Annotated in this window: 1 protein-coding gene; it reads right to left on the bottom strand. The window is 47.7% G+C overall.

Annotated elements, in window-relative coordinates:
* Positions 1 to 93 precede the first annotated feature (93 nt).
* Positions 94 to 453 (bottom strand): macrodomain Ter protein MatP (gene matP / locus C1I92_RS35930; RefSeq protein WP_111258843.1); only part of this gene is annotated, 360 nt, incomplete at its 5' end.

Raw genomic sequence — 453 nt, 5'->3', positions numbered from 1 at the left:
ACTCAGCCGCAGGCTTAAGTTCTCGTCTGGTAGAAAAACCCCGCTGCTGCGGGGTTTTTTTTGCCTTTAGTAAATTGAACTGACTTTCGTCAGTTATTCCTTACCCAGCAATGCCTGCAGATCCTGCTTCAGAGAAGACATTTTATTCGCGTATTTCTCTTTGTTTTCCGCATCTTCAATCAGCTGAACAATCGTTTCAGAAAGCGTTTTACCGCGACGCTGCGCAAGACCAGCCAGACGTTGCCAGACAATAAATTCCAGATCGATCGATTTTTTGCGCGTATGCTGGTGTTCCGCATTAAAATGGCGCTTTCGTCTTGCCCGAATGGTTTGCTTCATGCGATTGACCAGTTCCGGATTCATATGCTTGTCAATCCAGCCATTTACCAGCACGGGTTCATTTTCCAGCGAGAGCAACACATCGACGGCTTCCTGGGCGGCACTGGCTTCTAT

It is taken from the genome of Jiangella anatolica (assembly GCF_003236295.1).
In the GTDB taxonomy this organism is placed as follows: Bacteria; Actinomycetota; Actinomycetes; order Jiangellales; family Jiangellaceae; genus Jiangella; species Jiangella anatolica.
Note: the sequence above shows the minus strand (reverse complement) of the source record. Positions and strands in the feature narration are given on the sequence as shown.